The organism is Spongiibacter sp. UBA1325, from assembly GCF_002306875.1.
Taxonomy (GTDB): domain Bacteria; phylum Pseudomonadota; class Gammaproteobacteria; order Pseudomonadales; family Spongiibacteraceae; genus Spongiibacter; species Spongiibacter marinus.
In genome coordinates, this window is sequence record NZ_DBTD01000009.1 from 63,229 (window position 1) to 90,124 (window position 26,896).

Genomic DNA, 26,896 nt, shown 5'->3' on the forward strand with positions numbered 1-26,896 from the left:
GGCTTAGCTTCGCAATAGTTTTTGCTTGGCCTGCGCAAACTCATCATCGGTAAGGCTGCCGGAGCGATGCATGCCCTCTAACTCTTTGAGCGAGTCTGCCAGCGCCTCACCCTCGTCTGGCGCAATTTCCTGCTCGGCGGCCTCACTCAAGCCCAGCCATTGCCCCAATTTGCGGAATATGCGCGCGATGCCACGCCACAATTTCGGCAGCAGCCAAATCAGCAATAACAAGAACAGCACAAATAGGATCAGGAATACCAGCGGGTGATTCAAGGCCATCCATAGGCCACCAAGCACGGCGACATCCTCGCCGATCGAGGCCGCCCAATTGCTTACCGGCTCTGGCGAGGTATTGATCAGCATACGACTGCTGGCTTTCGCAGCGTGAGTTACCGACGTCACCGAGCCGCCGACAATGCCCGCAGCGAGTTGCAGCGCCGGGCTCACATCACCCAATGAATTAGCCGCCAGTAGCGCCCCGGCGGGAATACGGATAAACGTATGCAGCGCGTCCCAGCCGGTATCAACACCAGGAATTTTATCGGCGAAGAATTCCACCCCGTACATCAGGCCCGCAGCCATAATCACTGCCGGGTCTTGCACGACCTGTAAATTCTCAGGCAATACGATGCCGCCACTGGCACCGCCCAAGCCCAACACCAAAATTGCCGCATAGAGATTCAAGCCACTGGCCCATGCCACCCCCATGGTCAGTGATATCAGGCTAATTAGCTGTTGATACTCATCCACTTGTCGTTCCTCGGCCAGGCCAACAGATTTGCTGCAATCCCCCCCAACTGGCATCGGCTCGGGGAGAATCAGCCGTTATTCTGCGCAGTCACCAACATACTGAGAATAGGCGCGAAAAGCCACGCCGCCAGCGAGTGACCTCATGCGTCACCCAAATCGACCGGAACGGTCAATCACTGCACGCGCAGAGCGGGTAGTATCAAGGGTTGAGCTTGGAGAAATACCATGTCGACCTACAACAGTTATCCAGAGAATCCCAACTACGGAAGCGGCTGCTTTCGCCGCCGAATACAGCTGCGCGCCTCTGAGTTTCAGGTGATTGCCGAATTGGAAGACCACAACCACGGTTTTCGCTTAACCCTGGACCACGACGGCAGCACGGTAACCGCCATCAATGCGGAGACACTGCGCATTCCTTTTTCGACCTGCCCAGGCGCCGTCACGCCACTGCAGGGCCTGGTGGGTTTGCCCGTCACGCAAGACAGCCAGGTACTGCTTGCCCACAGTAATCCAACCGCCAATTGCACCCACCTCTACGACCTCTGCCTGCTCGCCATTGCTCAGGCAGCACGCGGTGAAGGTGAGCGGGTTTACGATATGCGCATCGATGATGAAACCGGTGAGCAAGGTGGTATTGCCGAAGTCCGCGTCAACGACGAGCTGGTGCACCGCTGGCGCTGCCGTGATTGGACAATTCTCGAGCCCGCTGAATTCGCAGGGAATGTCTTGTTCAAAGGCTTTACAGCCTGGGCCGGTCGCGCATTTCAGGGAGAGGAGCAACGCGCCGCCTTCGCTCTACAGAAAGCCTACTTTGTTTCCAGCGCGCGGCGATACGATCTGGAAGCAATGGCCGGCGAGGCGGCTAATGATTCGCGAGAGGTTATGTATGGCGCCTGCTATACCTATACCTCACCACAAATAGAACAGGCCTATCGTGTGGCCGGCACTGTACGGGATTTCAGTCATGCCGAGCAGCACTTGTTAACGTTCAAGGACGTAACACCTTGAGTGAACCATACCCGCCTGCGGCCAGCCATTACAGCGATAGGCACAATTACGAATATTGTGACATGGGGGCAATGGCTATAGTGGAATCATGCTTAACAGCGACTGCTTCAACGCAAGCAGCCGCGAGCGAACGTCTCCATAGTAGCACCCCCGCTTGGCACCCATATGATGGGTGCTTTTTTTATGCCCGCCGCGCGCTAGTCGAGCAAAAACACCAGCGACAAACGCGACGACACGGTTTCTTTACCCAGCAGCATCGGCGCATCGGCACTGGCTTTCGCCTCCATCATCATCACGCCGGGGTTGCCACGCGGCACCGCCGGCGCACTGCTCGCGTCAATGCGGTACACCTTGCCCAGCTTGCGACCCAGATTACTGGCCAGCACCGTCGCCCGCTGGCGAGCGTCAGCCACCGCAGCAAGCAGGGCACGCTCGGCCAACACGTCGCGATCGGCGACAACAAATTGCACCTGGCCCAATTCAGTGATGCCCGCCGCCATCAAACCATCCACAAGATCCCCGTAGCGGCTCAGGTCAGCCAGCGAAATATCGACATGGCGCTCGACCCGCTGTCCCCGCAACCTGCGCTTACCGTCCTCCCAGACATAGTCGGGGTGAACTCGGATCTGCGATGCACGAATAGCCGTATCAGCAATGTCTTGTGCACGCGCGGCCGCCAGTACCGCCGCCACGCGTCGGTCGACGTTGGCTTTTGCGGCAGAGGCCGTGCTCTGCGTGTCAGACACCTGCAGACGCAATTCGGCGCTATCGGGCAACGCTTCAACTTCACCGTAGCCCTGCACAACGATATGGGGATCATCGGGGAGCGCCGACGCCAACAGTGGCAAAGGCAGGCACACCGACAGGCTCAGCAGTACATTTCGCAACAATTTCATGGGACTGGGCTTCCTTCTCTGAATCATTCCATAATCACACCGGCGGCAATGCCCCGGACAATAATATGACGCCGTTATAAACGCGCGTCACCACCACTCATCAAGCGGGAGAACAACAATGAACAGTCAGGTTGACAACAGCGCAGCAGAAAATATCCAGCGCATCCTAAACAAGCAACGCAATGCCTACATTGCCGGCGGCGCCGTCAGCGCCGAAACTCGCATCGACAGACTGACGCGCGCGATCGATTTGATCTTCGACAACCGCGACGAAATTGTCGCGACCCTGAGTGAAGACTTTGGCCACCGCAGCAGCCATCAGTCACTGATGTCTGACATCTATGCCACTATCGAATGCTTGAAGCACAGCAAAAAGCACCTCAAAAAGTGGATGAAGCACGAAAAACGCAAAGCCCCCTTCCCGATGAATCTGTTAGGTGGCAAGGCGCGTGTCGAATATCAGCCCGTGGGCGTTGTCGGCATTATCGGCACTTGGAATTTCCCCATTAATACAATCTTTTCACCGCTGGCGGGCGTGCTGGCCGCAGGCAACCGCGCGATGATTAAATGCTCGGAAGTCACACCCAAAACCGGCGAGCTGGTGGAAAAGCTGGTTGCCAAATATTTTAAAGAAGATGAACTGGTTGCCATCAACGGTGGCCCCGATGTGGGCGCCAGCTTCTCAGCGGCCCCCTTCGACCACATCATCTTCACAGGCGCGACCTCCATTGCTCGCCATATCATGCGCGCCGCCGCCGACAACCTAACGCCGGTCACGCTGGAGCTGGGCGGTAAGTCGCCAGTGATAATCAGCGACAGCTACGCGCTACAAGAAGCCGCCGAGCGTATTGTGAACGGCAAAATTCTGAACGTTGGCCAGGTCTGCCTATCGCCAGATTATGTGTTTGTGCCAGAAGCCAAGCTTGAAGACTTTATCAGCGCGGTAATGGACCACCTGGGCAGTCTGTTTCCCTCACTGCTGGACAACGCGGATTACACGTCCGTGGTCAATGGCCGCCACTTCCAGCGTTTACAGAGCTATCTGGCTGACGCGCGCGAACAAGGTGCTGACGTTCGCGAGTTCAACCCTGCGAATGAAAACTTCGACCAGCAGGATGGCACTCACAAACTGCCGCTAACCGTCATTGTTAATCCCAGTGACGAGCTCAAGGTCATGCAAGAGGAGCTGTTCGGCCCCATTCTTTGCGTGAAGAGTTACCGCAAGCTCGACGACTGTCTGGACTATATTAATGCCCGCCCCCGGCCCCTGGCGTTGTACTACTTTGGCAAAGACGATGCCGAGCAGCGCCGAATTCTCGACCACAGCATTAGCGGCGCAGTGACCATTAACGACGTTATCTTCCATGTTAGTTGTGAAGACCTGCCCTTTGGCGGCATTGGCCCTAGCGGCATGGGCAACTACCATGGCGTCGATGGTTTCCGCACATTTAGCCACGCTAAAGCGGTCTACAAACAGAGTAATCTCAACTTTCAAAAGCTGGGCGGAATGCTGCCACCCTACGGTGACAAGGCCGACAAAACACTGAACGCCATGATCCGTAAGTAGCACCCTATGCGGCCGCCCGAAACGGCGGCCGCATTTACTGAAAATAGTCCTTCTCCTTCCCCCCCGAGTTCGCGCATAATCCGCGCATTATGCTAGGGTCAACGCTATAACCCTTTATACCGTCAATACAGCGTGAGGCTTATCGCTTGGCAGCACCTCTAACAACACAAAGCGTTCTTGGTTGGCGAGAATGGGTTGGCCTGCCCGACCTGGGCATCAGCCACCTGAAGGCAAAGGTCGACACCGGCGCCCGCAGTTCGTCCCTCCACGCCTTCGACATTCAAACCTTCGACCGCGACGGCAAGCCCTGGGTGAAATTTAAAGTGCACCCTCAGCAACACGACGACACTGAAACGGTCTGCTGCGAAGCCGAAATCAAAGACTACCGCCAGGTGACCGACTCCGGCGGTCACCGCAGCATGCGTTACGTGATTGAAACAACCCTTGCGCTCGGCGATCAGCAGTTGTCTATCGAGATGACCCTCGCCGACCGCTCTGACATGCTGTTTCGAATGCTAATTGGGCGCACGGCAATGAAAAACTATATTGTCGACCCCAGTCGCTCTTACTGTGCGAGCGAGCCCCAGCCTTAACCCACTGCGCACCGAAGGTGCACGGAGAGTACCGACTATGAAAATCGCCATACTGTCACGCAATAGCCGCCTTTACTCCACCCGGCGACTGGTCGAAGCCTGCAAGGAAAGGGGCCACGAAGTGCGCGTGCTCGATACACTCAAATGCTATATGGAGCTGAGCTCTAACGAGCCTGCGGTGTGGTACAAAGGCGAAAAGCTGGAAGATTTCGACGCCATTATTCCGCGCATCGGCGCCTCTATCACGACCTATGGTTTGGCGGTTATCCGCCAGTTCGAAATGATGGGTACCTACAGCCTGACCGAGTCGGTGGCGCTGGGCCGCTCCCGAGACAAATTGCGCGCCCTGCAATTAATGTCGCGCAAAAATATCGGTATGCCCGTAACCAGCTTCGCCCACGACGTGCACAACACCAAGGAACTCATTAAATTGGTGGGCGGTGCACCGGTCGTCGTCAAACTGCTCGCGGGTACCCAAGGGCGGGGCGTGGTGTTAGCAGAAACCGCCAAGGCCGCCGAAAGTGTTATCGATGCGTTTCGTGAGCTCAAAGCTGATTTTCTCGTCCAGGAGTTCATCAAAGAGGCGGGCGGCTCGGATGTGCGCTGCCTGGTCATCGGCCGTAAAGTGGTGGCGGCCATGCAACGCACCGCGGCGAGCGGCGAGTTTCGCTCCAACCTTCATCGCGGGGGTAGCGCCGAACTCACCAAGCTGACGCCGGCGGAGCGCGCCACAGCGGTCAAGGCCGCACAAATTATGGGCCTGAATGTCGCCGGGGTAGATATATTGCGCTCCTCGCGTGGCCCTCTGGTTATGGAGGTCAACTCCTCCCCCGGACTGGAAGGGATTGAAACGGCCAGCCGCAAGAACGTCGCCGGTGAAATCGTCAAGTTTATCGAAGAAAATGCTGGCCCTAATAAAACTAAAACACGTGGCCGAGGCTAAACTCCGCCCTTTTGTTCCGGAGCCTTACTGAGTGTCTGAAAAACCCACAGCGAGCAGACGGCGTAGCCGCCCACAAGCAAAACGCATTGTTATCGCCGGCACAGAGATTATTCCCGGCAGCCGCCAACAGCTGGCGCTGCCGGTCGCCAAGCTCTACACCCATACCGAGCTTTCCATTACCATCAAAACCGTTCGCAGCAAACGCGAGGGGCCAACCCTCTTTGTCAGCGCCGCCATTCACGGCGATGAAATTAATGGCGTAGAGATTGTCCGGCGCCTGCTCCAGCATCGTTCCCTGCGCTCATTGCGCGGCACCTTGGTCACCATACCCGTGGTCAATGTACACGGTTTTCTGAACAACAGCCGCTACCTGCCCGACGGCCGAGACCTCAACCGGAGCTTCCCCGGCTCGCCCAAAAGCTCATTGGCGGGCCGCATTGCCCACAGTTTTTTTAATGAAGTGGTTGCCCATTGCGACTACGGGATTGACCTTCACACCGGCGCTCGCCACCGCGGAAACCTGCCGCAAATTCGCGCAGATCTTCAAGATGAGCGCACCCGCGCGATGGCCGAAGCCTTCGGCGCCCCGGTAATGCTGCACGCGAAAACCCGCGACGGCTCACTGCGCGAGGTGGCGAATGACCAAAAGATACCCATTCTGCTGTATGAGGCAGGGGAAGCACTGCGCTTCGACGAGGTGGCCATTCGGGCCGGTGTGTCGGGGATTATCAACGTAATGCGACAGATTGGCATGTTGCCCGCGTCCCGCAGCAAGCGCCCAAAGCGCACGCCGATGGTTACCGATCAGTCTTACTGGGTGCGCGCCAGGGTTAGCGGCGTACTGAGAGCACTCGTTCCCCTGGGCGCATTCGTCAAGAAAGATGAGGTTATTGCCGTTATCTCTGACCCTATCGGCGATAGTAGCGGGGACGTCGAGATCGTCGCAAATGATGCTGGCATCGTTATCGGCCGCACCTATCTGCCGCTGATCTACGAGGGCGACGCGCTCTTTCACATCGCCAAATATAAAGCGGATATCGACGAGGCGCTGCTGCACTACAACGAAATTATGGAAGCTTTTGAGCCAGAGGCCTCCCCGCCCGCACCCGGCGAAGACCCGCCGATCGCCAGCTAGGCCTGCGCGCGTTGTTGCAGCGTCTGCCCCTGGCAGTGGCTGTCCATAAAGCTCAGCATTAGCTTCAGGTATTCTTGGCGCCCCAGGTGGATAACATGATTGCCGGGGAACCAGTGCAAATGGCTATCGGGCCAATGGCCGTGCAGTAGCCGCACAAAGCGCGGCGGTGTAAAGCGGTCACCCGCACCACCAATAATCATCACTTTTTCAGGGTCTAGCAAAGGCTGATAACTCAAGGGGCTGTGTATCGCCATTCCTCGACGCAAGTCCATGGCCGAAAAGCCCGAGCGCCGTTCGATTAACTCCATAATCTCGTGGGTCGGCTGCCAGCTTCGAATGGTATCTACCGGCGCAACCAATGGGGAATTGGGTATGCAAAAGGCCAGACGCGGCTCAACCGCCGCCAACAAGGCGCTTAGGTAGCCCCCCAAACTCAAACCGGAAATCCCGATATGCGGCGCACCGCGCCGTTCTAGGAAGTCGACCAATACTCGCAGGTCACAGATCGATTGCAGCATGCCCTCGGTCATCTGAGCAAAGCCATCACTAAACAAACCCTGACCACTAAACAATGACAAACGCCCTGCACGCTGCCCATGAAAGGGAATAGTAAACAGAGCAATGTCATAGCCGCGCTCGTAAAACCACGGCAACGAGAAGAAACGGCTATTGAACTCGTAGTCGCTGGCTACCACGCCGTGCACAAAAATCAGCGTCGGTCGCGGCCCCTCAGGGTGACTCCAGTACTGCACCTGCGCGCGGCGATTGCGCTGATGGCTGAGGTAGCGGTCCACCATATCCGGGTTCAGTGGCTCAAAGGGGCTGTCGAAGCTGAGCTGAAGGGTGGGTACTTTCTTTCGCCAACCGGCCCAACGCGGTGTTTGCACGGCCTTTACATCCACCTGCGGGGGCGTCTTAAAAACCTTCGTGACATCGCGCTGTGCGGCCAGTCCGGCGTAAAAGTCCATGAACCGGCGCTCATCTGCCAAGGCGCTGGGGTTTAACAGTAGTTTGGGCAACAACGACGCACTGATCGCCGACCCCAACGCGGTGCGCAGCACACGGTCTACCGCAGCGGTTCCGTAAACTTGCAAGGGGGACTCACCGTCGAGCTCGGTACCGTCGGACTGACTGTAAAAATCTTCCGGGAGACTCAACCACCACGGCGGCATCTCCGTCACTTTGGGCAGCGCGTTATCCGTCATTGTTGTCCTTATTATTTATCAGCGTCTCACCTCGTTTTATCATATTCTCCATTAAATGAAAGCCCGCATGTGTCGAGATAAGCTCCTAGCCTTGCCCACTGGCGCGCGACAACCTAAGCTGAGACCTTCGAACACAGGCCAACCGTATGCTCGAACAGGAAATCCGGCAATTCCTTGACTATCAGCGCGATGTCCGACGGCTTTCCCCCCATACAGTGGAGGCCTACCAGCGCGACCTGAGCAAGCTCGCCAATTATTGCCAAGAGCGCAAACTGACGCACAGCGACGCGCTCGACGCCGCCCATATCCGCCAGTTAATTGCCCAGCAACGAAGCAGTGGCGCCTCTCCGGCGAGCATCCAGCGGCAACTGTCATCACTGCGCAGTTTTTATCAGCATCGCCAGCGCGATTTCGGTGCGAAGAAAAACCCCGCCAGTGGAATCGCCGCGCCGCGACGGGGGCGCCCCCTGCCTAAAACACTCAATGCAGAAGCGATAGCGCAATTGCTTGCCTTTCCGGGAAGTGAGCCGATTGATCTACGCGACCGCGCCATAATGGAATTGTTTTATTCATCGGGCCTGCGTCTCGCTGAGCTTGCCGACCTGGACGTCGACGATATTGATCTGCGCGAAGGATTAGTTGCGGTCACCGGCAAAGGGCGCAAGAGCCGCACACTCCCTGTGGGCCGGCTGGCGTGCCAGGCAGTTAAGAGCTGGCTGCGCTGTCGCCCCCAGCCGCAAGACACCGCGCTCTTCACCAGCATGCGCGGCGGGCGCCTCGGCCATCGCGCAATTCAGGGTCGCATCAAACTTCGGGCCCGGCAGCAAGGTATCCCTGAAAACCTTCACCCACACATGCTGCGGCACTCCTTTGCCAGCCACCTATTGGAATCCAGCAGCGACTTGCGCGGCGTACAAGAATTACTAGGTCACGCAAACTTATCCACGACCCAGGTATATACGCACTTGGATTTTCAGCACCTCGCCAAGGTTTATGATCAGGCTCACCCCAGAGCGGGACGCAAAACCAGAAAGGACTAGCCATGGCACGCATTCGCGCAATTAGCTTTGATCTCGACGACACACTCTGGCCAAGCCGCCCGGTGCTGGAGTCCGCAGAGCGCGTGTTTCAGCAAAAAGCACTAGAGCTTGCACCAAAGCTCGCGGAACATTACCCCGCCGAAGCGCTGCGCGAGCATCGCCTGGCGTTATTGAAGCAGCAACCCGCACTGCGTCACCAGATCAGTGAATGGCGTCGACTCAGTTTGGAACTTGCCCTGCGCGATTGCGGCTATGGCGAGCAGAGTCCCGAGATCGCTGCCGAAGTCTTTACTCACTTCATTGCTGCTCGCCAAAATGTTCAACTCTTTCAGCATGTAGAAGAGGTGTTACGCACGCTTAGCGAGCGATTCCTTTTGGTCAGCTTAACCAATGGCAACGCGGACCTGCGCATGCACCCCTGCAGCCGACATTTTCACGCCTGCATAAAAGCGGAGGACATCGGCATTAGCAAACCCGACCCTGCTGCCTTTCACGCCGCGCTTGCTGCCGCCGGCTGCGCTAAGGATGAGTTGCTTCATATTGGCGACCACCCACGGGATGATATTGACGGCGCGCAGGGGGCGGGCTTAACCAGCATTCAAGCACTTATGCCCGGGATTGGCCGCGAAAAGCACACGGGGGCTCACGGCCACTTTACAGATTGGCGCGAGCTACCCACGCTTATCGAGCAGGTTGAAAATATGCGTTAAACGCCGTCTTGATCAGCATCCGCATGCCCGCTGCGCATATGCGGCTCAAGCTCAGTAATATGACCACCGTGCGCCAGGAATTCAGCGACGTCCCTAGCAAGTTGCTCCCGCATACGGTCGTGACTCGTCAGCGGCTCATTCACGCCTAAGCCAAGGTGTTTTTTTGTATCACCGCCTCGAACTTTTGATCCCATCAGCTTACCCTCCGCGTTGGAGAACAGTCAGTCGTCACCGCTTTATACTGCGACCCCAGCCGGGCTGACAAGCGCCTTATTAGGCTTTTTCGTTATGTCACTCAGGCAATATCTACTCAAACAATAATAATGCGTTGATTGACGAACATTCAGGCAAAAAAAATGGCGCCGAAGCGCCATTCACTAAAAAGCTCTGCCGGTTAAATCGCTTCTTCGCCGGTTTCGCCGGTGCGAATACGAATCACCTGCTCCAGCGCGGTAACAAAGATTTTACCGTCGCCAATTTTGCCGGTATTGGCCGCTTTAGTAACGGTATCGATGACCTTCTCCAGCAGGTCATCTGCCACCGCGATTTCCAGCTTCACTTTCGGCAGAAAATCAACAACATATTCCGCGCCGCGGTATAGCTCAGTGTGCCCTTTCTGGCGTCCGAAGCCTTTTACCTCGGTAACCGTAACCCCTTGAACACCAATTTCAGACAAGGCCGCACGCACGTCATCCAGCTTAAACGGCTTAATTACTGCACTTACCAGTTTCATCTCGAAACTATCTCCCAAATGTCGACTTTGCGCTAACTTAGCCCAGGCCCAGTACCCTTGGCAAGCGTAGCGCCATTGCTGCAGCCTATCCCTACAACGGCAAAAGGGCGCCGCAAGGGCGCCCTGATCAAAAGGAGGCGTTGACTTAGCTCTTCACAAACTCGGGGTATGCTTCCATACCGCAGTCTGCCAAGTCCATGCCTTCGTATTCTTCCTCTTCGGTAACACGGATACCCATGACCATTTTCAGTACCAGCCACACTACCAGGCTTGCACCAAATACCCAGCCAAAGATGGTTGCAGCGCCGATCAGCTGACCGCTGAAGCTCGCACCGTCGTTGGTAACCGGCACCAGCAGCAGACCCAGAAGACCCACAACACCGTGAACAGAGATGGCACCAACGGGGTCGTCGATTTTCAGCTTATCCAGAGCCAGGATGCTGAATACCACCAGTACACCACCCGCAGCACCGAACAAGGTCGCTTGCAAGGCAGTAGGTGTAGAAGGTTCAGCAGTAATCGCTACCAGACCAGCAAGCGCACCGTTCAGCAGCATAGTCAGGTCAGCTTTGCCGAATAAGATGCGGGCTACCGCCAGGGCTGCTACGGCACCACCGGCTGCTGCCGCGTTGGTGTTCAAAAAGACCATGGCAACAGAGTGTGCGTTAGCAGCATCGCCGAGTTTCAGTACTGAGCCACCGTTGAAGCCGAACCAACCCATCCACAGGATGAAGGTACCCAAGGTCGCCAGTGGCAGGTTTGCGCCAGGGATCGCGTTAACCTGACCGTTTGCACCGTATTTGCCCTTACGAGCACCAAGCAGCAACACACCAGCCAGCGCCGCAGCGGCACCTGCCATGTGTACAATGCCCGAGCCAGCAAAGTCAGAGAAGCCAAGGTCGCCGAGGTTATACAAACCGAATACGTCGTTGCCACCCCAGGTCCAAGACCCTTCCAGCGGATAGATCACACCCGTCATCACAACCGCGAAAGCCAGGAATGCCCAAAGCTTCATGCGCTCAGCCACTGCACCGGATACGATCGACATTGCGGTTGCAACGAAGACTACCTGGAAGAAGAAGTCGGAAGCGCCAGAGTATACTGAACCGCCGTCAAAGCCGGCTTCTGCCGAGTCTGCCAACACGCCTTCAAGGTCGAAGTCGCCAATGCCGCTTAACAAGATGTCGCCGCCGTACATGATCGCGTAACCGCACACCAAGTACATGATGCAGCTGATCGCAAACAACGCGACGTTTTTAGTCAGGATTTCTGTGGTGTTTTTGCTGCGAACCAAGCCCGCTTCTAGCATGGCAAAGCCTGCAGCCATCCACATTACAAGTGCGCCACAGACAAGAAAGTAAAACGTGTCCATTGCGTACTGAAGTTCAAAAATTTGATTTTCCACTGGGATTCCTCCGGAAAAATTTGGGGGCCTACTGCTTTACCACCACCGCGTGGCGGGTAGCCCGCTACTCTTAGATCGCGTCTTCGCCAGCTTCGCCGGTACGAATACGGATCACCTGCTCAAGGGCAGAGACAAAGATTTTGCCGTCACCAATCTTGCCGGTATTGGCAGACTTGCTGATAGCTTCGAGCGTAGCCTCGACATCGCCATCGGCGACCGCTACCTCAATTTTCACTTTCGGCAGAAAGTCCACAACGTATTCCGCGCCGCGGTACAGTTCTGTATGACCTTTCTGTCGCCCGAAACCCTTCACCTCGGTCACGGTGATGCCTTGCACACCGATATCTGACAGGGACTCGCGAACGTCGTCGAGTTTGAAAGGCTTAATAATCGCTGTAATTAATTTCATGTTGTTCTCCTGCTAATAGCCTTGAGGGCAGGCGGGCACTGGAGTACCCGCCGCGATCTAATTACAGGCTTTTTGAGATAGAGAAGACGAAACGGTCGTCTGCAGCGCCGTCAGCCGCCGCGTCGTTGTCAACGTCAGTGCCGTAGTAGGCCAAAGTCAGCGTTACATCAGCAACGTCGTAGTTAGCACCGATCATGTAATCGATGTAGCTATCGTCGTCATCGACCAGGCCGTCTTCGTCTGTGGTAGTTTGACCCACGTGGAAGTCAAGGCTCACGTTCTCCGCCACACTCATGCTGTAGTCGAGGTTAATTACCGTTGCGTCACCGTTGCCATCACCAAAGTAATCAGGTGAATACACCAGGCCGAAGCTGAAGTCTGACACCGATACCGACGCAATATATTCTTGGTAATTCAGTGCCGCCTCATCACCGGGGTACATAAAGTGAACAACACCCAGGTCCAGGCCAACACCTTCAGCAACGTCGAAGGCATAACCGCCGTAGAAATCCATCTCGGTGGTTACTTCGCTGCCGAAGTCGACGTTAGACGCCCAAGTACCAACGTAAAAGCCGTTACCAAAGTCGACGTCAAAGCCGCCTTGGATGGCGCCTTTCTCACTAGTTTGTGAGTAGCCACGGAACACATAGTCCGTTGCCATTGTCACGTTACCGCTAATTTCCGCAGCTGAAGCCGCGAAAGGGGCTGCTGTTACAACTGCTACACCAAGCATTTTTTTCCAAGTGTTCATGTTCTAGTCTCCGATAGTCTTCTCTCGTTGAACGTATGCGGTTAAGGGAAGGCCCTGAACATCACATGCCTAGCTATATGCATGGGGCGTGCCAGGTTTTAAAGCGCCCAAAATCAGGGCTTTCCCGCCACAAAACACCCCTTCACGCCCCTTTCCGCACTATTTCAGATCACAAAACAACAACACACCTGAGTTAAGCACCATATCAGTGCAATTTCACATTACTCTCGTTTGCCGCCCCTAAACAGCGCAAACACCACCGGGAACAAAAACTGTGCACGCTCTGCGACGCCGAGCAAAAGTGCGATAAACTGTCGCCAGCAACGAGAGAGTATCGCCATGGCAAAACCCGACTTTATTTCCCAACTTGCTGAACAGGCCGGGCGCCTGATCAGCCAAGGCCCGGATATTCAGCAAGACATCGAAGCCAAACTGCAGGCACTACTACAAAGCGCCTTCAGCAAGATGAATGTGGTATCGCGAGACGAATTCGATGCGCAAACCGCGGTGCTCAATCGCACCCGCGCTCGTCTGGAAGCCGCCGAGCGGCAGCTGGCCGAGATTACTGCCAGTTTGGAAAGTGCCGAGAATAAATAAACCGTCTTGCGCGCAGCAGGACGGTTGCTCGCAATTGCAAAAATACTCAGGGATTGAGTTATGCCACTGGCCACTGTACACAGCCGTGCGCGCCTCGGGGTAGATGCCCCACTCGTCACCATAGAGGTGCACCTTTCCGCCGGACTTCCGGCCTTCAATATTGTCGGGCTGCCGGAAGCAACCGTACGCGAAGCCAAAGACCGCGTGCGCTCGGCGCTGATCAACTCTCACTTTACCTTTCCCGTCAGCCGCATCACCGTCAACTTAGCGCCAGCAGACCTACCCAAAGAGGGCGGCCGCTTTGACCTGCCTATCGCCATCGGCATCCTCGTTGCCAGCGGCCAATTACAACAACGCGAGACCGAGTCCTATGAGTTCATCGGCGAGCTGGGGCTAAGCGGCGAGCTGAGAACGGTCAATGCTGCCCTGCCCACCGCCCTGGCAACCGCAGACGCATCCAGGCAATTGGTCTTGCCCGCCGGCAGCGCCTCACTGGCAGAGTTGCTCCCCCCGGATACATTGCAGGAGGCCACAGATCTGCTTGGCGTGGTGGCTTTTCTAAAGGGCCAGCAGAGTTTGGGGCCGCCGACAGACGCCGCCGATACACGGCCCGCTGCGTATCCGGACATGCGCGATGTACGCGGTCAGTTGTTGGCAAAGCGTGGGCTGGAGATCGCTGCAGCGGGATTTCACAGCCTGCTATTTAGCGGCCCTCCCGGTACGGGCAAAACGCTGTTAGCAAGCCGGCTGCCCGGTATCCTCCCGCCCCCTACAGAGCAGGAGTGTCGCGAAATCGCCATTGTCCAGTCGATCGTTGGCCAACCACTGCAGCTTCAGCGCCCATTTCGCAACCCACATCACACCGCCTCGGCCGCTGCGCTTGTCGGCGGCGGTAGTAGCCCGCGCCCCGGCGAAATCAGCCTTGCTCATCGCGGCGTGCTTTTCCTCGATGAATTGCCCGAGTACCCACGCAAAGTGCTGGAAGTACTGCGCGAGCCCATAGAATCGGGCGAGGTGGTCATCTCCAGAGCGCGCCATCAACTCCGATTCCCGGCTCGATTCGCTTTGGTAGCGGCAATGAATCCTTGCCCCTGCGGCTTTGACGGCGATCCCCAAAAAGCTTGTCGTTGCACCCCCGACCAAATACTGCGCTATCGCAGCCGTGTATCGGGGCCGTTGTTGGACAGGATTGACTTGCGCCTGCGTCTGAATCGCATGGCCGCTGGTGAGCTACAAGACAGCCCCGAGGGCGAGCCCAGCGACGCCATACGCACCCGGGTGAGTGCAGCGCATCGGCGTCAGCTCAACCGCCAGGGCTGCAGCAACGCCCTACTTGATGCCGGCCAGCTCAGCCGGTTTTGCCGCTTGGATACCGAGGGTAAAGCCTTTATCCGGGACATCGAAGCGCGCATCAACCTCAGTGCACGCGGCCAGCACCGCCTGATAAAGACGGCGCGCACCATCGCTGACCTGGAAAGCAGCAACGATATTTGCCTTAAGCACTTGCGCGAGGCCGCGCTCTACCGCGGAGAGCTCTGATCCCAGGTAGGTGACTATACGAATCTATTTCACAGCCATCGGCACTTACAATCGAGCACTATATAAGAAGAACTTCTAGGATTTCGGAGTTATGCCGAATGTTTTGATCGTCGAGGACAACCGCTCGCTGGCCAGCATGGCCAGAGCAATTATCGAGGATATTCCCGGCTTTCAGGCCTGCGTCGCTGCCAGCGGCGCCGAAGCAAAACAGTTAATACGCGACACCAAAACGCCCTTTACCGCCGCCCTCGTCGACTTGAACCTACCTGACGCCCCCAATGGCGAAGTGGTGCCAGTGGTGCAATCCTTTGACATCCCCGTGGTGGTGCTAACCGGCTTCTTCGGCGACGAGTTGCGCAACCGCATGATCGAGCTCGGTGTTGTCGACTATGTGCTAAAGAAGAACATTAGCGCCTATGACTATGCCAGCCGGCTGGTCGAGCGCATTCATCGCAATCGCAGCACGCAGGTATTGGTTGTCGATGACTCGCCATCGACCGCCGCCATGCTGAAGCGCCATTTGGAAATTCAATGCCTGAATGTGTTGGTTTGCCACAACGGCCAAGAGGCCCTCGACTGTATTCGCGAGCAACCCAATATCCGCCTGGTACTGACTGACTACAATATGCCGGTTATGGACGGCTTCGACTTTATTCAACAAGTGCGCGCCAAGTACGCAAAGGATCAACTGGCCATCATTGGCCTGTCCAGCTCTAGCGACGCGCGGCTGTCCGCTCATTTTTTAAAAAGTGGCGCCAATGACTTTATTAGCAAACCCTTTGGCTACGAGGAGCTGCTCTGCCGGGTAAACCAAAACCTGGAATACATGGATCGCATCGACGAGATACGAGACGCGGCAAATCGCGACTACCTGACCAAACTCTACAACCGCCGCTATTTTTTCAGTGAGGCGCAATTGCGTCATCAGCAAGCGCAATTTCACGACCTTCCCCTGTCGGTTGCCATGCTGGATATCGACCATTTCAAGCACATTAATGACAGCCTCGGCCACGACGCCGGCGACACGGCGCTAAAACATATCGCTGGGCTGCTGCAGTCGGCCTTCCCCGACGACCTGATCGCCCGTTTCGGCGGCGAGGAGTTTTGCATACTCAGCGAGCAAAATGCCGAACACACCTTTGATCGACTCGACGACTTTCGCCGCAAGCTGGCGAGTAATCCCGTTAAAGAAAACGGCTACGATATTACGCTGTCCGTCAGCGGCGGCCTGAGTAATGGCCAAGATGACAGCCTGGATACACTGATAAAAATGGCTGACAGCAAGCTGTACCTAGCGAAAGAATCCGGTCGCAATCGCATTGTTGTGTAGGGCTTAAGCCAATTGCTTGCGCCACTGGCTTGGCGACACCCCCGTCCACACTTTGAAGGCCCGACTAAATACCGCCAGCTCAGAATAACCCAAGCTCAAAGCCAGCGTTGTCAGGTCAATATCGCTGTGCGCTAAATGCTCGCAGGCCAGGTATTGGCGGCGCGCGGACAGCACCTCGGCAAAGCTGCTTCCCTCGCGCTGCAGGCGCTGCTGAAGACTCCTCGGGTGCAAACCCATCACCCTAGCCACCATGCTTAAGCTGCACTCTCCCGTTGGCAGCAACGCCGTTATCGTTTGATCCAACTGCTGGCGCAGGCTTAACGAGGCCGGCTCAGATGCGCCCCGCCACTGCGCGCTTAAGCGTGAGCGCAGGCCGGGCTCTACATCCACCGCCGAGCTCATCAGCGACAATGGATAACGCAGTGCATCGCAGCCCTCATCGGGCTCTACCCGGCAGCCAAACAGCGCCGAAAGCTCCGCCGCCGCAGGTGCCTGCGCTCGCAGAGCCAGGGAGTCTGGACGCACGGGGGAGCTCTGCAACTGCTCCAAGCAACGCGCCAACAACGCCAAACTCAAGCCTGCCAGCTGCCCGCAATCCACCACCGAGGCGAAAGCAAAGTCCATGCGTATCTCGATGAATCGCTCGCTGGATATTGCGCTAACCACCACACCCCTGGCATGAAAATCGAGGTTACGCTGCATCATTCGCAGGGCATCGGCTATAGTTGCCTGCAAACACATTGCCGAACCCAGCGCCCCCACTGCCTCTAACCCCTGGCGCATTCCCAACTGCACCCCAAAATCCTCGCGCCCACAGCGTTCGGCGGCAGCCGTCATTAACTGTGCTAAGACGGTGTAGGAAAGGTATAGATCCGGGTCTTGCACCACCGCCGGCGTCAAACCAAATTCCGCCATCAGCGCATTGGGATTCTGACCGCAATCCCGGACCCACTCAGAAAAGCCCAGTAGGGCGCCACTTCGAACAAAATGCTGCACGGCAGACTCGTGTTTTATCAAATAATGACTCGCAATATATCAAGCCTAACCATAAAAACGTAGATAAGCTCCAGTCTGCAATAACGCTAATAATTAGGAGGCGCTCACCATGCTCCCCAAACCCGCTATGGATCACAAAGCATTACTCACGCTAAACACCCACGAAATGCCCATGTACAAAGATGCCTTGCCAGGCGTTCCTGGTGTTGATGCGCAACCCCTGTTCCTCGATCCCCATCAGGGCATTTGGGTGCTACGCGCCGTCTTTCACCCCGGCGTCGTCTTGCCCAAGCACTACCATACCGGCACGGTGCATCTGTTCACCCTGTCGGGCAGCTGGAACTATGTGGAATACCCCGACCAACCCCAAACTGCAGGCAGCTACCTCTATGAACCCGGCGGCTCTATTCACCAATTTACGGTGCCCGCAGACGCCAGCGAGCCAGCCGTTGCCGTGATGGTGGTTTATGGCGCCAACGTCAATTTCGACGATGAAGGCAACTACCTCGGTATTATGGATGCGAGCGATATCATGCATATGTTTGACGAGCTAGTCGCCGAGCGCGGCATGGAACCCGCCCGCTATATTCGCCCCGCCGCTGCCGACTACACGTGCCCCACAGCATGACCACAGCGCCACTGCCAAAGCGGGTATTCATCACCGGCGCACAAGGCTTTATCGGCCAGCAGTTAATGACGCGCTACCGGGACCTCGGCTGTGACGTGCGCGGCATGGACTTGCAGGGCAATCCAGAGCAAGGCATCATCGCCGCCGACCTCTGCCAGCCCAAGCAGTGGGCCCACCATGTGGAGGGTTGCGAGCTATTCATACACACCGCAGCGGTCGTGTCACTGTCGGCATCATGGGCAGACTATCGGCGCATTACCGTTGACGGCGTGCGCCACGCCTTGGCAAATGCGCAACGCGCTGGCTGTCAGCGCTTCGTGCACTTCTCTTCGATTCTTGCGATGGGCTATGACTACGTTGATGGCGCTGACGAGCAGGCTCCTGTCGTGATTGGCAAGCATTGCCGCTATGGTGTTGCCAAAGGTGCCAGCGAACACCTGGTGCTCGCCGCCCACGCCAGCAGCAACATCGACTGCTGCATTATTCGCCCTGGCGACGTTTATGGTCCTGGGTCGCGAGCCTGGCTGCTCGAGCCCCTTAAAATGGCGCGATCCGGCAGGCTTTTGTTGCCCAATGGCGGTCGCGGTATCTTTACGCCCATCTATATCGACGACCTGATAGACGGCACGCTGCTCGCGGCGCACAGCGAGGTGGCCAGCGGGCAAATTTTCATCCTGTGGGGAGAGCAAGCCGTCAGCTGCGGGGAGTTTTTCAGTTACCACTGGCGCTGGGCGGGGCGCCGCGGTCGACCACCCAGCCTGCCGCTGCAGGCCGCCATTCCCCTAACAAAAGCAATACACACCTTTAATCGATGGCGCGGCGTGCGCGATGAGGCCTGCCCGGATACGATGCGCATGTTCAACCGAAAAGGGGCCTTTAATGGCCGTAAAGCCCGGGAATTATTAGGATTTGAGCCCAAAGTCTCCCTCGCTGAGGGCATGGAATATTCAGCGCAGTGGCTTCGTGAGATCGGCGAGCGCTAAAGGCGAAATAACACTATGAAAACACCCCCTCATTGTATTATCTCCGGAGGCGCCAGCGGTCTCGGCCTTGGACTGGCACTTCGTTTGCTCGAGCGCGGCTACCGCCTCAGTATTCTCGACCTCTCATTTGGCGAAAGCGCCAAGCAGCAGCTGTCACAAGCCGCCGCATCAAGCGCGCATTGGCAGGCCTACACCGTGGATATTCGCAATGCGCAGGCCTGTGCAGAAGCCGCCGCCAGAGCGGCAGACAACTATGGCACTATCGAGCTGGCAATCAACTGTGCCGGGGTCATACTCAACTGCCGGTTTGCAGAGATGACCGCCGAGGACTTTGCCCGCGTTGTTGAGGTCAACCTCTGCGGCAGCGTGCACTTTGCCAGTGCGGTCTTGCCCCACATGTCGGCGGGCAGTCGCTTAGCACTGGTTGCTTCAATGGCAGGGCTGGTCAGCAACTATGGCTACGCCGCCTATGGCGCGTCCAAGTTCGGGGTTGTCGGCTTAGCAACCACACTGCGCTATGAATACGAGCCTCTTGGAATTGGCATCTCCTGTATTTGCCCACCCGAGGTCGAGACGCCCATGGTTGAGAGTGAGCGCCAGCATGGCGACCCGATCTCTCTGGAGCTTAAAAAATTCGCCGGTTCACTGGATACCAACACCGCACTTAACGGCATAATGCGCGGACTGGATACGGGTCGCTGGATGATCATTCCCGGTGTGCGCAGTCGTTTTACGGCGTTCCTTGCCAGATACTTTCCGTGGCTTTTTAACCGAGTTATGCAGTCCATGATCCGCCGCCTGCTGCACAAAGGCCACCATAGGAGTTCACCGTGACACCCGAACGCCATACTTTCAGCCACCGAGGACTTCGCCTGTCCTATTTGGACTCCGCTCCTAATGATCACCTACGCCCGGCTGTACTGCTGCTGCATGGTTTCCCTGATCACGCGGAAATGTGGCAAGCGCAAATACAGGCTCTGCACCAAGCGGGCTTTCGCTGCATTGCCCCGGACACCGTAGGCTGTGGCCATTCCGAGATTGCCCCCAAACAAAGTGATTATCATGCCGACGACATTATCAGCGATCATCTGGCACTGCTTAAGCACCTAAAAATCAACCAGAGCCATGTGGTCGGCCACGACTGGGGGGCCGTTATCGCTTGGATATTGGCGGCGAAGCATCCTAGCAGTGTCCAACGCCTGGCGGTTATGTCGGTCGGCCACCCCACCGTTTATGCTCGCGCGGGTTGGGGCCAAAAACGCGCGGGCTGGTATACCTTGTTTTTCCAGCTGCGCGGCCTGGCGGACAGGCTACTCGTCGGCAACGGGCGCTTCTCCCTCCGCCAGATCTTTGGGTCCCACCCAAATATCGACGAGGTGATGTCGCGTGTACGCCAAGCCGGCAGAATGCGGGCCGCAGTGCGCATTTATCGCGCCAATTTTGCCGAAATACTACTGCGCAAGCAGCCGCCGGTTACCGCGCCGACACTCGGTTTGTGGAGTGCACAAGATGCTTTCTTAACCGAGGATCAAATGCGCGACTCTGCAGCGTGGGTTAACGGGCCGTGGCGCTACCAAAAGCTCGACGGTGGACACTGGATGAGCCTCAGCCAGACCGAGACCGTAAACGCGTTATTGCTCGAGCACTTTTGCACTTGACGCCGCGCCTTCAGTAAAGAAACAGCTGCGCTCAGCGCGTGGATAGCGGTGTCGAATTAACGATGGCACTGCTACAATTGCCAGCCTTTTTTCGGCCCAGTGATTTAGCGTGAGCAAACTCAACGATCGACAACGCGAGGCGGTTCTTTACATCGACGGCCCGCTGCTGGTATTAGCCGGTGCAGGCAGCGGCAAGACCAGTGTTATCACGCGCAAGATGGCCTATTTGATCGAAAAATGCGGCATTCCCGCCCGGCATATCGCGGCGGTTACCTTCACCAACAAAGCGGCCCGCGAAATGAAGGAACGAGTGGGCACACTCGTCAAAGGCAAAGCCGCTCACGGCCTCACCGTGTCGACCTTCCACAACCTCGGCATGAATATCCTGCGCCGTGAATACGCCGCACTGAAATACAAATCGGGCTTCTCAATTTTTGATGCGCAAGATGCCCAGGCCCTGATTCGCGACCTACTTATTCAAGAACACGGCAGCGACGGCGATCAAGCGGACCGTATCCAGCAACGTATTTCCCATTGGAAAAACGAGTTCGTTATGCCCGAGCAGGCCGTCGCTGAGGCGGAAGGCCCCGCTGACATGCTCTGCGCCCAGGCTTACATTCGCTACCAAAAAGCGTTGAAAGCCTATAACGCCCTGGACTTCGACGATCTGATCCTTTTGCCAGCGCTGCTGTTTGAGCAGCACCCCGACATCCTCGACAAGTGGCGCAATAAAATTCGCTACATGCTGGTCGATGAATATCAGGATACCAATAGCGCGCAATATACGCTGGTGAAGCAATTGGTCGGCGACCGGGGCGGCCTCACCGTGGTGGGGGATGACGACCAGTCCATTTACGCCTGGCGCGGCGCAAAACCGGAAAACCTGTCACTACTAGGCAAGGACTACCCTCACCTGAAGGTCGTCAAGCTTGAGCAAAACTACCGTTCTACCGCGCGCATTCTTAAAGCGGCCAATACCGTTATCGCCAACAATCCCCACGAGCTGAACAAGGCACTGTGGTCCGACCTGGGCTTTGGCGACCCCATCCGCATTATTCGCTGCCGTAATGAAGATGCCGAAAACGAGCGGGTGGCAGTCGAGATTCTCGACCACAAGATTCGCACCGGCGGTCGCTTTGGTAATTACGCCGTGCTTTATCGCGGCAACCATCAGTCACGCCTGCTGGAACTCAAACTACAAAGCCACCAAATACCTTACAAGCTGAGCGGCGGTACCTCCTTCTTTGGTCGCAACGAGATCAAGGACATCATGGCCTATCTGCGGCTTATCATTAACCAGAATGATGACAACGCCTTTCTGCGCATCGTCAACGTGCCGCGCCGCAAAATTGGTACCTCAACACTCGAAGCCCTGGGGAGTTACGCCACCGAGCGGGAAATTAGCCTATACAGCGCCTGCGAGGAAATGGGCTTGGCCCAACGACTGCCGGAATCGGCCATCACCCGCCTGCGTGAGTTCACTCAATGGCTGGACGGGATGCGGCGGCGCTGCTACGAAGATGACGCCATCGCAGCCGTTAAACAGCTCTGCAACGATATCGACTATCTGGACTGGCTGATACAAAACAGCTCATCGGTCGCCGTCGCCGAACGACGCATGAACAATGTGCACACCCTCATTGCCTCGCTGGAGCAAAACCTCAACGACGAGGAACGCGACGAGAGCTTTGAGGAAGCGATCAGCCGACTGGTGCTCCGCGATTTAATGGAGCGCCAGGCCGACGAGGAAGAAAGTGCCGATCAAGTGCAGCTGATGACACTGCACGCTGCAAAAGGCTTGGAGTTTCCCCACGTGTTTATGATCGGCATGGAGGAAGGGCTACTACCTCACCAAAACAGTATCGACGATGACATGGTGGAAGAGGAGCGACGGCTCTGCTACGTCGGTATCACTCGCGCCCAGCGCACGCTGACGATGACCTACTGCGCCAAGCGCAAAAGCTTCGGTGAATTTACCAGCTGTGACCCCAGCCGCTTTTTAGCTGAGCTGCCGCAGGATGATGTCGAGTGGGAAGGTCGCGCCGACGCCGACCCGGCGCAAAATCAAAAACGCGGCGGTGAAACCTTGGCCAGTCTGCGCGACATGCTTGGCTGAGTTAGAGATCACCGCCGGGGCGAAAGTCTGGCCAGGTAATCAAGCTCAACCCCTTGTCGACAAAGCCATTGTCCTTGGCATAGCGCAACGCCCGATCAAGATTAACAACGCCATTTCTCAGCGGATCGAGTCGCACACCAACAGAAAGCACACTCGTGGCTGCCAGCGCTCGGCCCTGACTGTCTAATACCGGCCCGCCACTGTCTCCCGGCACCGCAGGCGTATCGGTAGATACGCTGTAAGACCAGCCGCCACCCTCAACCGCAACAATACTCCCCACCATCGTTTCTAACTCCCGAACACCAAAGTGCAGTGACGAATGGCCGTAGAGAAAAATATCCTCTCCCACGTCAGCCGTGCCAGTGGCCAGCGCAACGGGGCCACCAAAAGCGACGGTGGCAGGATGAATATTCGCAATATCATCGGGGTGCAGTTTTACCAGGGCAAAGTCGTTGTAGCGGCACGCATCTGAACCGGGGGTTTCACCCACCTCTTGCATCGCCCGCCAGCTGCTGTATACCAGCTCCGCTGGCTGCTGAGCATTTTCGACTATCACCTGATTAAAGCCGATATCCAAGCTGCGGCTCTCACAGGGGTCAACCCCGCTGTTGGTGTCGGGACTAAAGCAATGTGCGGCCACCCCAAGAAACACCGTTTCGGCGTTGAGCTGGTAAAGAAAATTACTCGTGCAGCTGGAGCCGTCGGCAACAACCTCAACACCGGGACGTATCTGAGTCGCCAGCGGCTCGCCAAAGCTCACGGCTCCACCGCCACTCACCGGCGGCTGACTGCCCCCTGTTGGGGCCTCCGGTGAACTCGGCGTATTACCGCCGCTCGAGGAGGAGCCACCACAGGCGGCTATCAAGCAGCCTGCCGTTATCAGAATGAGTACCTTGTTCATCACGTTTCGCCTGCCCCGCTCGCTAGTTACTGCATAATGTACGCAGCTATTACTCAAAACTCTACGAAATGTCACAGTATGCAGATGCCGCCAGTACCTTTTTCAACGCAAAAAAAAGCCGCGACTAGCGCGGCTTCGGCAGACTGAATAGCAATTACTTGCTGTTCTCAATCATGTAGTCGACGGCGGCGATCACCTCGTCGTCTGAGCAGCTCATGCACAGGCCTTTCGCCGGCATCATGCCAATATTGCTGAAACCGTTAATAGCATTAGCATAGACGGCGTCCAAACCTTTTTCCGTGCGCGCCGCCCAGTCAGCAACGTCACCCAACTTTGGTGCACCGCCCGCGCCAACCGCATGACAGCCCTGACAGCTGCTGGTATACACTTCTTCGCCTGATTTCGCCGCGCCGCCCGCAGCCGCCACGGTGGCGCCACAGCTGCTGTCGCCCTGCAAGCAAACTTGGCCAGCTGGCGCGATGCGAGACTCAACCTCTGCACGCTGCTTATCAGTCATTGCCCATGCTGAAACACCGGCCAGCAACGCAACGACCACTACCAGCATTTTACCCATCTGATTCATCACGATTTTCCACCCTCTCGAAATTGCGGCTGCTCAGCCTAAAAATTCTGCTGCGCATTATATCCGCATGGCGCTTATTACTCCATAAGCGTCTGTGCTCGCCTAAGCCCGACCCTATGCGTGCACTCTCAGCAAGGAGGAGTCCGAAACTAACAGACACAAAAAAGGGGGCTAAGCCCCCAAGTCTGGAGCAACCCCAAATCAGCTTTCACCGGCTCCTGTTAAACGCTCAGCCGCATCGAGCAGGTCAGCCCGTGCAAAAGGCTTCGCCGTAAACTGAGTGGGCAAACGTGGTGCCGTAGTGAGCACATTGCTCTCTACCGGGCCGAGTGCGTTCGGCATGGTGCCAACCGTACTCAGGGTCACCGATTGTAGCTGCAGAGGAGCCGTCACCCCTAGCTCGCGAAAGATCAGCCCGTAAAAGCCTAAATCCAGCCAGTGCTGCCCCGGCTCGAGCTGAAAGCTTTGCTGAGCAAAGGCTAAGGGAGCGGCGTCGAGTGTCGCCAACACGCCAGACAAATGGAAGCGGCCGGCTTGCGCTACATTCACCTTGGCTTGAACAACCAGGTTGCCGTCCTTAACCACATCGCGATAGTGCCCGGTCAGCTCGGCAGCGGGGCGGCTATAGAGAAAGCCCCCCATACTGCGATGAAGATCCTTGCCATTATCGGCAGATACCCGCAGCCCCATATTTTTGGCCTTGCCAAGCGCCGGCTGCCAATCTTCCAACAACACCAGCTCGCCCGTGTAAACACTATCGCCAGCGCGCTGATCTGCGCCCTTGCCATCATCGCGCAAAGGCAGGGAAGCGAGCACGGCATCGGGTCCTGACATCAGCTCAGCTTGCACCTGCCAAGCATCGGATTCCGCCCCCACCAGCGCCGAAGACCGGCTGACCTTTGCACTCACACGCACAACATCGCCAGGTTCATAGCGGCTGGCATCACTCCAAAATGACAAGACGGTGCCACCATCGCCACCAGTGGAAATGACCGCTGGCTCGCGCTCTGAAACGATAGGGTTCGACGCATCGCGCGCCAAGGGTTGCGACCACGCCGGATATCGCGCCTGCAAGCGGTAACTTTCGGCAGCCTGCTCGGCCAACTTGCCCAGTGATTGCGCCTGTGTAGTGCTAGCCATCACCGCTAACATCGCGCCACTCAACAGGGCGCCTTTTACTATTTTTTTCATCATCAATCTCCGAATACACGCCCTTAATAAAGAATGCTAATAAACTCAGCCGTGGTCATTGAGCTCTGTACCACCGTATTGGGTGAGCAGCTGCTGCCACTGCAAGTCCAAATTCCGTCTGGAATTTGCCGGCGGGTATCAGAGTCACTGTCATCGCGCTCATCGCCGTGGTTTTCATGGGCGGCATCGAGGTTAAAGAAACCTGAAATCTCTTGCTTATAGCTGTTATTACAGGCGTTGCTGTTGTTATAGCTGGTGCTCGCACTGCCGTCACAAGCAAAGATTGATGCGTACTGCACAACACCGTCGTCCTCACCACTCAAACAGGCACTGGCACCAAAAATAGCTTCGTAGCCGCCGGTGAGATAAATGTTTTTCGCGGGGGCAGAGGCGTAAGTACGCACTTGGACATCATTGGAACTGCGCAGCCAATAAGTGGCATCATCACAATCCTGTATCCATCCGGCGAACCAGTTACACCCGCCGCTCGACTGCCCACACACAGCGTCAGCCCCCTCGGAACCTCGGTGTGCACCACCGGTAGTCACGGCTAGGGAAACCCGGCTGGCCACCGTGTCGTAGGGGCCGTTGTAGTTGTAGTTCGGGTCTGAACTGTCGTCATTACCTAAAATGTAATCGGTAATCACTCCGCCCATGCTGTGGGCCACAATCCAAAACGTACCGCCTTGGGCGTAGCTCTTCGCGCAGCTATTGCCACCCCCGTCGGCACCACCATTGGTCGCATTCACAATCTCGCTGGCAACCTCACCCGCCGCTTCTGACTCCCAATAAGGACGCGTCCCGTTATAGCCAACCACATAGTAAGAAGCCTGGTAGTTCTTAGTCGCCGTCCGAACAAAGTCATCGCTGCCATTCACCCAATAATTTCGAGCGGCAGAATACGATGTGTAGGTATTGGTATCCGTTTGCTTACCGTGGACAAAAATCAAACACGGGTTAGCAAAGGCATCCCCCGCGGTAAATAGCAGCGCAAGGCCTAGCAGCCTCCGCATTACAGAACTTCTGAGCATCACTTTCTCCTGTTGTTATCACTATTATTCGGCGCATTTGCACGCCGGGAGTGCTGCGCATGCTATGACACATTTTCGCAACGGAGTGAATTCAAGTTCATACCTTGGCGACACGCCAATAAAATGCACCAATAGCGGGCATTCGTTGAGGGAATGTGTTAGCGCGAGGCCCGTCACAATTGACGGATCGAGGACTGC

The 26,896-nt window shown here is 56.6% G+C and carries 28 protein-coding genes; 15 read left to right on the top strand and 13 right to left on the bottom strand.

Going from position 1 to position 26,896, the window contains the following annotated elements:
- Window positions 1-3: 3 nt before the first annotated feature.
- Window positions 4-750 (bottom strand): DUF4126 family protein, encoded by a 747-nt coding sequence (locus B3K78_RS08795; protein WP_204994746.1) that lies wholly within the window; start codon window positions 748-750, stop codon window positions 4-6.
- A 225-nt stretch (window positions 751-975) separates the two neighbouring features.
- Between B3K78_RS08795 and B3K78_RS08800 the strand changes: the two genes are divergently transcribed.
- Window positions 976-1,758 (top strand): DUF2889 domain-containing protein, encoded by a 783-nt coding sequence (locus tag B3K78_RS08800; RefSeq protein ID WP_286695157.1) that lies wholly within the window; start codon window positions 976-978, stop codon window positions 1,756-1,758.
- Between the two features lie 197 nt (window positions 1,759-1,955).
- Here the strand turns inward: B3K78_RS08800 and B3K78_RS08805 are convergent, their stop codons facing one another.
- A complete protein-coding gene (locus B3K78_RS08805; protein WP_286695158.1) occupies window positions 1,956-2,654 on the bottom strand; it encodes an SIMPL domain-containing protein in 699 nt (232 codons plus the stop codon).
- A gap of 118 nt (window positions 2,655-2,772) precedes the next feature.
- On the opposite strand from B3K78_RS08805, the gene B3K78_RS08810 reads away from it, so the two are divergent.
- The 4 genes from B3K78_RS08810 to B3K78_RS08825 all read left to right on the top strand — a co-directional run bounded on the left by B3K78_RS08810 (window position 2,773) and on the right by B3K78_RS08825 (window position 6,892).
- The gene (locus B3K78_RS08810) at window positions 2,773-4,221 is read left to right on the top strand and encodes a coniferyl aldehyde dehydrogenase (RefSeq protein ID WP_286695159.1); all 1,449 of its coding nucleotides are present in this window, start codon (window positions 2,773-2,775) and stop codon (window positions 4,219-4,221) included.
- Between the two features lie 146 nt (window positions 4,222-4,367).
- On the top strand, window positions 4,368-4,814 hold the full coding sequence (locus tag B3K78_RS08815; protein ID WP_286695160.1) for an ATP-dependent zinc protease family protein: 447 nt from the start codon (window positions 4,368-4,370) through the stop codon (window positions 4,812-4,814).
- Between the two features lie 37 nt (window positions 4,815-4,851).
- Complete coding sequence (rimK, locus tag B3K78_RS08820) at window positions 4,852-5,757, top strand: 30S ribosomal protein S6--L-glutamate ligase (protein ID WP_204994751.1); 906 nt, start codon at window positions 4,852-4,854, stop codon at window positions 5,755-5,757.
- A 31-nt stretch (window positions 5,758-5,788) separates the two neighbouring features.
- On the top strand, window positions 5,789-6,892 hold the full coding sequence (locus B3K78_RS08825) for a succinylglutamate desuccinylase/aspartoacylase family protein (RefSeq protein WP_204994752.1): 1,104 nt from the start codon (window positions 5,789-5,791) through the stop codon (window positions 6,890-6,892).
- On the opposite strand, the gene B3K78_RS08830 is transcribed toward B3K78_RS08825, so the two are convergent.
- Entirely contained in the window at window positions 6,889-8,097 is a 1,209-nt protein-coding gene (locus B3K78_RS08830; RefSeq protein ID WP_286695161.1) for an alpha/beta hydrolase family protein, read from the bottom strand. The two genes, B3K78_RS08825 and B3K78_RS08830, sit on opposite strands and share 4 nt — an antisense overlap.
- A 146-nt stretch (window positions 8,098-8,243) precedes the next feature.
- Between B3K78_RS08830 and xerC the strand changes: the two genes are divergently transcribed.
- Window positions 8,244-9,137 (top strand): tyrosine recombinase XerC, encoded by an 894-nt coding sequence (xerC, locus tag B3K78_RS08835; RefSeq protein WP_286695162.1) that lies wholly within the window; start codon window positions 8,244-8,246, stop codon window positions 9,135-9,137.
- Between the two features lie 2 nt (window positions 9,138-9,139).
- Window positions 9,140-9,847, top strand: coding sequence for an HAD family hydrolase (locus tag B3K78_RS08840; protein WP_286695163.1), 708 nt, complete (start codon window positions 9,140-9,142; stop codon window positions 9,845-9,847).
- Here B3K78_RS08840 and B3K78_RS08845 read toward each other — a convergent pair.
- From B3K78_RS08845 to B3K78_RS08865, 5 genes are all read right to left on the bottom strand, one after another.
- On the bottom strand, window positions 9,844-10,041 hold the full coding sequence (locus B3K78_RS08845) for a hypothetical protein (protein ID WP_286695164.1): 198 nt from the start codon (window positions 10,039-10,041) through the stop codon (window positions 9,844-9,846). The genes B3K78_RS08840 and B3K78_RS08845 overlap by 4 nt on opposite strands.
- Window positions 10,042-10,241: 200 nt before the next feature.
- Entirely contained in the window at window positions 10,242-10,580 is a 339-nt protein-coding gene (gene glnK, locus B3K78_RS08850; RefSeq protein ID WP_027873226.1) for a P-II family nitrogen regulator, read from the bottom strand.
- A 145-nt stretch (window positions 10,581-10,725) separates the two neighbouring features.
- Window positions 10,726-11,985 (bottom strand): ammonium transporter AmtB, encoded by a 1,260-nt coding sequence (amtB, locus tag B3K78_RS08855; protein WP_204994756.1) that lies wholly within the window; start codon window positions 11,983-11,985, stop codon window positions 10,726-10,728.
- A 70-nt stretch (window positions 11,986-12,055) separates the two neighbouring features.
- Complete coding sequence (glnK, locus tag B3K78_RS08860; protein WP_027873228.1) at window positions 12,056-12,394, bottom strand: P-II family nitrogen regulator; 339 nt, start codon at window positions 12,392-12,394, stop codon at window positions 12,056-12,058.
- Window positions 12,395-12,455: 61 nt separating this feature from the next.
- Window positions 12,456-13,145 (bottom strand): TorF family putative porin, encoded by a 690-nt coding sequence (locus B3K78_RS08865; RefSeq protein WP_348655189.1) that lies wholly within the window; start codon window positions 13,143-13,145, stop codon window positions 12,456-12,458.
- 339 nt (window positions 13,146-13,484) lie between these two features.
- Between B3K78_RS08865 and B3K78_RS08870 the strand changes: the two genes are divergently transcribed.
- The 3 genes from B3K78_RS08870 to B3K78_RS08880 all read left to right on the top strand — a co-directional run bounded on the left by B3K78_RS08870 (window position 13,485) and on the right by B3K78_RS08880 (window position 16,611).
- Window positions 13,485-13,742 carry an accessory factor UbiK family protein gene (locus B3K78_RS08870; protein WP_027873229.1) on the top strand — a complete coding sequence of 86 codons (258 nt, stop codon included), beginning with the start codon at window positions 13,485-13,487 and terminating at the stop codon, window positions 13,740-13,742.
- 60 nt (window positions 13,743-13,802) lie between these two features.
- Entirely contained in the window at window positions 13,803-15,281 is a 1,479-nt protein-coding gene (locus tag B3K78_RS08875; protein WP_286695165.1) for a YifB family Mg chelatase-like AAA ATPase, read from the top strand.
- Between the two features lie 91 nt (window positions 15,282-15,372).
- Entirely contained in the window at window positions 15,373-16,611 is a 1,239-nt protein-coding gene (locus B3K78_RS08880) for a GGDEF domain-containing response regulator (RefSeq protein ID WP_286695166.1), read from the top strand.
- Between the two features lie 3 nt (window positions 16,612-16,614).
- Here B3K78_RS08880 and B3K78_RS08885 read toward each other — a convergent pair whose 3' ends face one another.
- The gene (locus tag B3K78_RS08885; RefSeq protein WP_286695167.1) at window positions 16,615-17,607 is read right to left on the bottom strand and encodes a helix-turn-helix domain-containing protein; all 993 of its coding nucleotides are present in this window, start codon (window positions 17,605-17,607) and stop codon (window positions 16,615-16,617) included.
- Window positions 17,608-17,716: 109 nt separating this feature from the next.
- On the opposite strand from B3K78_RS08885, the gene B3K78_RS08890 reads away from it, so the two are divergent.
- The 5 genes from B3K78_RS08890 (at window position 17,717) to rep (ending at window position 22,992) form a co-directional block, all read left to right on the top strand.
- Window positions 17,717-18,235, top strand: coding sequence for a 2,4'-dihydroxyacetophenone dioxygenase family protein (locus B3K78_RS08890; RefSeq protein WP_204994760.1), 519 nt, complete (start codon window positions 17,717-17,719; stop codon window positions 18,233-18,235).
- Window positions 18,232-19,218, top strand: coding sequence for an NAD-dependent epimerase/dehydratase family protein (locus tag B3K78_RS08895; RefSeq protein ID WP_286695168.1), 987 nt, complete (start codon window positions 18,232-18,234; stop codon window positions 19,216-19,218). The genes B3K78_RS08890 and B3K78_RS08895 overlap by 4 nt, the downstream gene beginning before the upstream one ends.
- Before the next feature lie 15 nt (window positions 19,219-19,233).
- A complete protein-coding gene (locus B3K78_RS08900; protein WP_286695169.1) occupies window positions 19,234-20,052 on the top strand; it encodes an SDR family NAD(P)-dependent oxidoreductase in 819 nt (272 codons plus the stop codon).
- Window positions 20,049-20,876, top strand: coding sequence for an alpha/beta fold hydrolase (locus B3K78_RS08905; protein WP_286695170.1), 828 nt, complete (start codon window positions 20,049-20,051; stop codon window positions 20,874-20,876). The genes B3K78_RS08900 and B3K78_RS08905 overlap by 4 nt, the downstream gene beginning before the upstream one ends.
- Window positions 20,877-20,985: 109 nt before the next feature.
- Entirely contained in the window at window positions 20,986-22,992 is a 2,007-nt protein-coding gene (gene rep, locus B3K78_RS08910) for a DNA helicase Rep (RefSeq protein WP_204994764.1), read from the top strand.
- Window position 22,993: 1 nt separating this feature from the next.
- Here the strand turns inward: rep and B3K78_RS08915 are convergent, their stop codons facing one another.
- The 4 genes from B3K78_RS08915 to B3K78_RS08930 form a co-directional block, all read right to left on the bottom strand.
- Window positions 22,994-23,893, bottom strand: coding sequence for a S1 family peptidase (locus B3K78_RS08915; RefSeq protein ID WP_286695171.1), 900 nt, complete (start codon window positions 23,891-23,893; stop codon window positions 22,994-22,996).
- 154 nt (window positions 23,894-24,047) lie between these two features.
- A complete protein-coding gene (locus B3K78_RS08920) occupies window positions 24,048-24,476 on the bottom strand; it encodes a c-type cytochrome (RefSeq protein WP_204995020.1) in 429 nt (142 codons plus the stop codon).
- Between the two features lie 201 nt (window positions 24,477-24,677).
- The gene (locus B3K78_RS08925) at window positions 24,678-25,667 is read right to left on the bottom strand and encodes a DUF4785 family immunoglobulin-like domain-containing protein (RefSeq protein ID WP_286695172.1); all 990 of its coding nucleotides are present in this window, start codon (window positions 25,665-25,667) and stop codon (window positions 24,678-24,680) included.
- Between the two features lie 23 nt (window positions 25,668-25,690).
- Complete coding sequence (locus B3K78_RS08930; RefSeq protein WP_286695173.1) at window positions 25,691-26,698, bottom strand: hypothetical protein; 1,008 nt, start codon at window positions 26,696-26,698, stop codon at window positions 25,691-25,693.
- Window positions 26,699-26,896 lie beyond the last annotated feature (198 nt).